The organism is Armatimonadia bacterium (assembly GCA_039679385.1).
GTDB lineage: Bacteria > Armatimonadota > Zipacnadia > Zipacnadales > JABUFB01 > JAJFTQ01.
The window spans coordinates 1-8,258 of the sequence record JBDKVB010000024.1 but is presented as its reverse complement, the minus strand read 5'-3'; the positions used below and the strand labels follow the sequence as shown (position 1 = coordinate 8,258).

At 66.2% G+C, this 8,258-nt stretch carries 3 protein-coding genes; 1 reads left to right on the top strand and 2 read right to left on the bottom strand.

Annotated elements, in window-relative coordinates; genetic code table 11:
* Nucleotides 1-2,309 (bottom strand): DUF5696 domain-containing protein (locus ABFE16_02550; GenBank protein MEN6344152.1); only part of this gene is annotated, 2,309 nt, incomplete at its 3' end.
* Between the two features lie 225 nt (nt 2,310-2,534).
* On the opposite strand from ABFE16_02550, the gene ABFE16_02545 reads away from it, so the two are divergent.
* Nucleotides 2,535-6,650, top strand: a complete 4,116-nt coding sequence (locus ABFE16_02545) for a beta-galactosidase (GenBank protein ID MEN6344151.1) — start codon at nt 2,535-2,537, stop codon at nt 6,648-6,650.
* Between the two features lie 18 nt (nt 6,651-6,668).
* Here the strand turns inward: ABFE16_02545 and ABFE16_02540 are convergent.
* Nucleotides 6,669-8,258, bottom strand: a 1,590-nt coding sequence (locus ABFE16_02540) for a hypothetical protein (GenBank protein ID MEN6344150.1), incomplete at its 5' end; no start/stop codon positions are given.

Here is an 8,258-nt window from a genome sequence, read left to right as displayed (position 1 = left end):
CGGTTCGCCAACTGTCCGGTGTAGGCGCGACCGAAGGCCTGCATCAGGTGATACTCACGCACCACGCCGTGCGGATGCTTCATGAGCTGCATGCCGATGAACCCGGTGCGGCCGAAGGCGATGGTGTACGCCCGGTACTTGTCGAGCTCGCGGTCGGTCATCACATAGCTGCCCCACACGGGCATGCTGTAGCCCCAGGGCAGCCAGCGCTCGTAGTAGCCGAAGCCGTGGTTGGACTGGCGCGGATGGACCTTGAGCACCTCGTAGGCAACGGCCGTCGGAGAAAGGTAGGTGTCGACGCCGTGGTTGCAGCCGCCGTCGTAGACGCCCGCCATCATCGGATCGGCGGCCTCGAAGACTACCGGTCCGCCGAAGATCGCGCGGTCGAAGTCGCACAGCGCCTGGGTCTGCTCGTGGGTGTAGCGGATCATGCCCGCACCGGGCGCCTTGGCGTCGAAGTCAACGTGCCAGGTCGGCATGATGTCATGGTAGGCGGCATTGCAGCCGTAGCGCTGCTTGATCTGCGGCGTGAACTCGCGCACGTAGTCCATCAGCTTCGAGGGCTTGAGGATGACGGCGCGCACCTGCCCGTTATCCCAACCGTCGACCGGCTTGCCCTCGCTGTTCAGAAGGCGGTCGGCCTCCTTGAAGGACTCCGCGTTCGGGTAGTAGTCGTAGTAGTTCTCGTGGACGCAGAACTCGTGCCCCAGCTTCTGCGCCGTGAGGGACAGACTGCGGAGCGCCTCGTCGCCACCCATGGAGGCCTTCGCGGGCATGGTGTCGGGATAGGTGTGGTCGTATCCGTCGCGCTGCCAGACGTGCTTGATCATCAGGAAGCCGTCGATGCCGTACAGGCTCATGTCCTTGAGCCACTGCTCGTTGTCGGCGAAGTTGCCGCCCCAGCCATCGAGCACTACGCGGTGCGACAGGTCTTCCAGGAAGGGCGAAGCCTTGAAGGGCGAGTTGGAGAGCGTCTCCTCGAAGCGGCTGCTGACCGTGAGGTAGAGGACGTCATGCAGGGCATTGCGCTTCCCGTTGGTGAGAGGCCGGTAGCTCGTCACGGCTCCGGAGGCGACCCCGGAAGCGTCCGTCCGAAGGCGGTCCACCACGACCGAGGCGTAGTAGCCATCCGCACGGCGAATCGGCGGCCCTGCAGCGAAGGTTGCCGTGATTGGGCGTCCCCCGGCGGGCTGCGCGGCGAAGCCACTGAAGCGGTCCGGCTCGCCGGAGAGCTCCAGGCCTATCGACTTGCCCTCAGCCCATAGCGTCGCCCGGAGACGTGCTGCGGAGCCGGTCTTCGGATTGACGTAGCGGTACCGGCAGATCACCTTGTCGCCGTCAAGTTGTGTGCCGACCAGTTGCGTGGTGAGAGTTGGCGAGGGAAGCGGGAAGTCCAGACCGTCGAGATGCACGCGAGGACCGCCCTGGAAGGGAGCCGGGCTGAGGGCCTTGCCGTTCACCGTGGCACTCAGTCCGCTGACCAGACCTTCCGCCGGTACGAAGCGGTACTCCACGGTTTCGTCGCCCTGGCAGGTGAAGACGTAAGCCTCGCCCTCCTTGCGGACGGAAGTACTCACCGGCGAGAGTGTGCTTGGACGCACGCCTGCGGCCTCATGGGAGGTCAGGGCAAGCAGCGAGGTACGGCCGAGCTTCTCACCCACGGCCAGGTCACCAGCGCGGGCCTTTGCCAGCAAGGCGTCAGCCTGGGCCTTCGCTGCGGCGATCTGGGCGTCGTCACCGCAGAAGAGCCGCACCGACCGCCAGAGCGACCAGTCGTCGGAGGTGCTGCGAGCTGGTCCCGGATCGACTTCGAGGCGCAGCACGGTCTGCGTGTCCGCAAAACGGCTCAGGTCGAGTTCAAAGGGCCGGAAGACCTTCCAGGTGCAGTGCTGCTCGAAGACAACCTCATCCTTCACCCGAACCCGGTAGGTGACCCCGTCGCTCTTCTGTGCGCCGGAACGGAGGGCGATCTGGAACTGAAGGCGGACCCGCCCGGTCTGCGGCAGCTTCACCGCATAGTCGGCGAAGGCAATACCCGCGCCGCCGACCCAGGGGCAGTGCAGGAAGACCTGGCCGCCGGGCTCAAGCGTATCCTCGGGCGTGAAGTACACGCCGCTCTCTGCGGAGTAGCCGTTCCAGTCGTAGCCGAGCGAGATCGGAGCCTTCCCGTCGAATTGGTAGCCGACGGTCGGGTGCCCGTCAATCAGCAGATCGGTGATGCCGATCGGGACTGACGTCGGAAGGGCCTCCTGGGCCTGGAGAGTGACGGTAAGCAGGAGCAGCAGGCAGGCAGGGTGCGAGATGCGCATGGCAAAGGCCTCCTGAAAGCAGCGTGCCGGGGCAGATCCGGGCGGTCCCTTGCAGCGAGGCAAGAGCCACCTAATTCCGGCGGCCCCTTCGCCGACCCCTTGCCCAAAACCTGCGAGGTGGTGGCGTGCTCCTGGGTCTCGGTACCGGGCAGGACCTGCCGCCTGCTCGAGGGAACACTCCTCGCGAGAGCCCCCTTTCCGTGCCACCGCGAAGGAGTGACCTCCATGCCGTCACGACGCGTGCTGTGTCTCCTCATCTTCGGGCTGCTGACCTGCACCTGGGCGTTGGCTCAGGATGCCCCCGAGGAGCTGCTCAAGAACCCCGGCTTCGACCTCGACGCCGATGGCAACGGGATGCCGGACGACTGGAGCACGTCGCCCCAGACCGCGAAGTGGCAGGAGGTCACCTATCTGAGCCGCAACTACGAACTGGCCTCACGGCCGGGCACTTACGTGGTGGCGACTCAGAACGTGACCCTCAAACGGGGACAGAAGTACACGCTCAGGATGCGTCTGCGCGGCGTCGACGGAGCGAGCGGTGGCGCACTGATCATGCATGGCCCGGAGCGCCCGAGCATCGAGCAGTCCATCGTGTGGAACCTCGAGCCGGCGGCGACCTACGAGGAGTACGTCGCCACCTTCACCGCGCCGAACCCCGCGTGTCGGCTCTATATCTACAACGTCAGCCGCCAGGGCATGATCTTCTATGACAGTGTTTCGCTGCGTGAGGGCGAGCCGAAGGAAGTGCTGATCCAGCAACTGCACTTCCCGGCCATCGATCGCCCGGCAGAGCCACTGGAGACCCAGGACTACATCAGCTGGGCGAACCCGGTGGCGGGAGGGGCGCTGAAGACCCTCTGCGTTACCCGCGCCCTTCAGAGCAGCAGGGAGTGGTCGGAGCTCGACCTGCGCCTGCAGATGGACTCGGACCTTCTCGTCACCGGCTACGAGGGCGAAATGCTGGTCTCACCCACAGGGCGCCAGGCGATGCGACGACTGCAGGAGGGGTTCTACGAGGTCTATGTGGTGAACGCCCGGATGGGGGAGGGGCTCAGGGCCGAGATTGCTCGCCGAGTTAGCGCCGGAGCCGGGCTGGTGATCCTCGAAGGCTTCGGCATCGCCAGCAAGTTCCTCAAGCCCCAGGACCTGACCGAGGTGCCGGCGGAGCACTGGCTGCGAAGTGGCTACCCCGAGAACCGCATGCCCGAGATTCTGCGTCCCTCGGTTCAGACCGGCAAACTGGGGCAGGGCCGCGTCGTTCGGCTCAGCTTCCCCGTGGGGGCGAATCGCCTCTGGGGTTGCCTTGCCGCCGACACCAGCAGGGCGGCTTGGTGGTCCCGCGAGTTCGCCGAGTGGGAGTGGTCCTTCTGTCAGCTCTCGCGTGCAATCACCTGGGCGGCGCGAGGGGAACCCGCAACCAGACTCAGCCTCGAATCCGCGACGGGACAGGCGCTGCAGGTACGGGTCGAAGGCGCCTCTGCGGGCAGCAAGCTCCGGGTCACTCTCCGCAGCAGTCGCGAGGTCCGCTTCGACGGTCCCTGGCGACGCGAACCGGCACAGGAACTCCCGGTCGGTGCAGACGGTCGGGTCAGCGTGCCAGTGCCGGCGGGCTTGCCCGAGGGTCCTGTGATCGCAGACGTCACGCTCCTCGACGCCGGGGGGCTGGCTGTCAACTGGGGCAGCTTCTGGGTCGACCGTCCTCAGGCGACCACCCTTGCCGAAGTCACCACTGACCGGGCAGCCTATGCCCCAGGCGAGCCGGTGAAGGTGACGGCGAAGCTCCAGACCCCGGCAGCCACTGGAACCGAGCTTGTGGCCCGGGTGATCGACGCCTTCGGACGAGTCGTCTCGGAGGCACGCTTGCAGGTCGACGGTCGCGACAGTGTCTCACTGGACCTGCCGGGCTGGTCGCCCCTCGGAGTCCACCACGCAGTCTGGGTGCAGGCGATGACCGGAGGTCGAGAGCAAGATAGTCATTGGATCCCGCTGCGGATACCGGCGATGGGACCGGAGCTGGCGGCAGAGGACTTCACGATCACCTGCTGGGGCCAGGGCATGCTGCATCCCTTCGTGCAGGAGCGCTTGTCGCAGCGCCTCCGAGACCTTGGCTTCAACTCCGAGTTCGCCCAGAGCCCCGATCTCGTCGCGGGCCACGGTCTGCTCTCCGCCGGGTACATCGGCGGCATGGGCCTGTTCCGCGAGAACGGCAGCACCAGCGACCTTCGCCGGACCTGCCTCAATGACCCGAAGGTCCTCGCCGACTGCCGCGATCAGGCTCGGAAGCCCGCCACCGACCAGCGCGACCTGGGCATGTTCGCCGTAGGCATCGGCGACGAGCTCTTGCTCTCCGATCAGCACAGTCGGCAGGAGGTGTGCTTTTGCCCCCTGTGTCAGGCGAAGTTCCAGGAGTGGCTCCGGGCACGCTACGGTTCGCTCGAGGCGCTCAACCGCCAGTGGGACACCAGCTTCACCGACTGGAGCCAGATCAAGGGCACGAAGACCGAGGAGATCCGCGGCAAGGCCAACTTCGGCCCCTTCGTGGACTTCCGCACCTTCATGACGGAGACCTGGATCAGCGCGCTGAAGACGGCGGTCGACGGCTACCACGAGGGCAATCCCAGCATGCCAATTGGCCAGACCAACACCTTCGGCGTGACGCCCTTCAACGGCAACGACTTCTGGCGACTGGCAACACAGGTCGGCTATGGCTGGGGACAGGAGTACTCGGAGGCCATCAAGGCGAGTGGGCACAAGGCCATCTTCGACCTGTGGCGCGGCTTCATCGAGACACCCCAGGCACAGGCAGCCCGGAAAGCACCCGGTGAGACCCAGGCGCGTCCCTTCTTCAACTACGGCTGGATCGGCTATGACCGGCGTGCCCTTGCGGCGCGGTATGAGCCCTGGTGGCTGGCGCTCCATGGTTCGCGGGGAATCAGCTACTTCGCCGCGATTGCGGTGGACGCTCCGCGCGGGACTTCGTGGTCGCTGGTCTACCCCGATCTGAGCTACACCGGCTACTCGCAGGCCGTTCGCGAGAGTATCGCCGACCTGCGTGCAGGCTGCGGGAAGTTGCTCATCGAGTACCAGCGCGAGCAACCGAAGGTCGCCGTCCTGTGGTCCTTCCCCTCGATGCTGGTGTCCTGGTGCCAGTCGAAGACCACGGAGCCGGACCCGTCGGAAGCCGATGGCTGCGACAGCTACGGCTCCTTCTTCCGCTCCGCCTTCTTCTTCCGGCAACACCTCAACGAGCTGCAGCTCGACTACCAATATGTGACGCCCGAGCAGATCACAGGCAGTGAGGTGCTCCGGCAGTTCCCGATGCTGATCCTGCCCTTCACCGTGGCCGCCAACGGGGACCTGGTGAGCAAGCTGGAGAGCTACGTCGAGGCGGGCGGTGTGCTGGTGGGCGATCTCAACTGCCTGCGCACGGATGAGCACGGCAAGCCCTATCCGGACTCAGCTCTCTTGCGGCGGCTGTTCGGAGTGGAGCGCGGAACCGGCGGCATCGACTACGGGAAGACCACGGTGACGGGCGAAGCTGCGGGCTCCGGGCTGAACCTGCAGGGGCTCACGCTGCAGCTCTTCGGGCGCGAGACTCTGACGGCAGCCGGTGCGAAAGTCCTGGCGCATCACGCAACAGGGGAACCGGCGGTGCTCCTTCAGGCTCACGGCAAGGGCCTTGCAGTGTACCTGAACTTCGGGATGCCGGCCTACGATGTGGGCGTGCGCGAGATTCTGCGGCAGGTCACTGCGGCGGCCGGAATCCCACGCGAGGTCACGGTTGATGCGGTCCCAGAAGGCAATCCGCCGCGCTGCTATGAACTCGCTACCTTCCGCCGGGGGCCACTAACGGTTTACGGCCTGATCCGCGACTTCCGACGCTGCCAGGACAGCGACCCGGTGAGAGTCCGGTTCGGCGAGGCCAGCCACCTCTACGACCTGCGCGCGGGTAAGTACCTGGGCGAGGTCAAGGAAACCCAGGCTACCCTCGACCCCGGAAGCTGCGTGCTCTATGCGTGCCTGCCCTACCGGGTGACGGCGTTGCGACTCACAGCACCGGCGCAGGTGAGGCCTGGTGACGAGCTCCGAGTGACCGCCGCCCTGGAGACCAGCCAGGGCACTGCGGGTGACCACGTGCTGCACCTGGAGCTTGTTGACCCGGCCGGGGTGACCCACTTCGAGTACCAGCGGAACCTGCTTGCACCGTCGGGCAAGCTCGACGCGACCTGGCCGCTGGCTCGGAACGACTCGCCGGGCGTCTGGACTGTGAAGGCCCGCGACGTCCTCACCGGCACCACGCAGACCGCCCGCTTCGAGGTCACGCGCGGCGACTCCGGGTAGTAGTCTCGAAGGCCGGCCTTACGGCTTCGCCTGGCCCGGAGCCTTCGCGGCGGGTACGATCACTGGATCGGTGCCGAGTGCGCCGATCCGTACTTCCTGGCCCTTGAAGCGCAGGCGCATGTCCGTGCCGACCGTCGGCAGCAGCTTCGCATAGGCTCCGAGGCCCTCCAGGGTGAAGCTCTCCACGACGATCCAGGAGCCTGCACCGTCCTGGATCTTGGCCGGGAGCGTCGTAGTCTGCTTGCGGACGTCCTCCGGGCACAGACGCGCCGGGGCAAAGCAGATTGTGCCTTGCTTGACGCGGTTGCGCACGGCGGTCAGGGTGTTGTCGGAGATGGTGATTCCGCACAGGAACAGCGTGTGCGCGGTCCGCAGCAGTTCCTCTCCCACGAGGTGGTCGAAGACCGCCGTCGGTGGGCACGGAAGGGTGAAGTCCCACTTCTCGCGCGGGTAGACTGCGCTGTTGGTGTTGACCGCCCGTGGGTCGCTGGCGCCGCCGGTGAGCAGGTTGAAGATCTGCATCCACTCGCCGGTCTCAGCGGTCGGCGGGAGGTCCTCGGCACCATAGAGCGTCTTCCAGTAGTAGCAGGAGGCCTGTCCCCAGTCACTGTCGGGGAAGCGCACGATGGCGACCTCGGGCTCGTAGTCGCGGTAGGTGTAGTTCCGCGGGTGCGCCGGGAGATAGTCGCGGACGAAGCTGCGCAGAGCCAAACCATACTCAGTGAGCTGGTAGGTTGCGCCGGTCAGACGGCAGGTGCCCAGGAGACCCTCGGTGTAGACGTTGTCAACTCCGGCGGCGTGGGCCAGTCGCAGGGCGGCTTCGTACTCCTCGACTGTGTGCCCCGGGAACCAGCCATGGAACCAGAAGTCCGGGCTATACCACAGCTCGGCGTTGTACTCTTTCGCCGCTCCCAGGGACAGCGCCAGCACAACCGGATTGACGTCCTCCTTGAGCAGCTTCGGGCACAGCGTCACTCCGGCCCGCGCCAGAGGATGCCATAGCGCCGGGAACACGCTTTCCACCAGCATCCGGGAGCCGTGGGCCCGGTTGTACTCCGACACTCCCCGCGCCGCACCGAGGAAGGCCTCGTAGGCCTGCGGCAGCGTCATCCCGGTGGTCTCCACCAGGTAGGGCATGCGGTGCACGGGGTCAGGCAGCTTCGAGTAGTTGTTGCGGCAAAGCTGCATGTGCTCGCCCTCGTCATACACCACGCCCTCGAAGACCCCCGTGGCAGCCGCCGCCTCCAGGGCCTTCGCCTCCACATCCCAGCGATGGCAGCCGCCCGGCGCATCGAACCGGTTCCGGCCCGTCGGGTCCGGTGCCTCGGCGACCCAGTTGGAGTGCTCATTGTTGATCTGGAAGTGGATGCCCGTTGCCCGGCAGAAGGCCAGGAGTTCGTCGTACTCCCCGTTGTCGAGCTGGCTCGGTCCCAGGTGAATGACGATCAGGTTGACGCCCTGGTCGCGCAGTCCGAGCATCATGGCCGGAGTACCGTTCCAGCCCGTATCCACGCCGTGCCACGGCGCACCCTTGGCAACCGGCGTCAGCGTGTCGAAGATGCTGCTCACGCGGGTCTGACCGGGCTCAAGCACCGCCAGCGCAGTGTG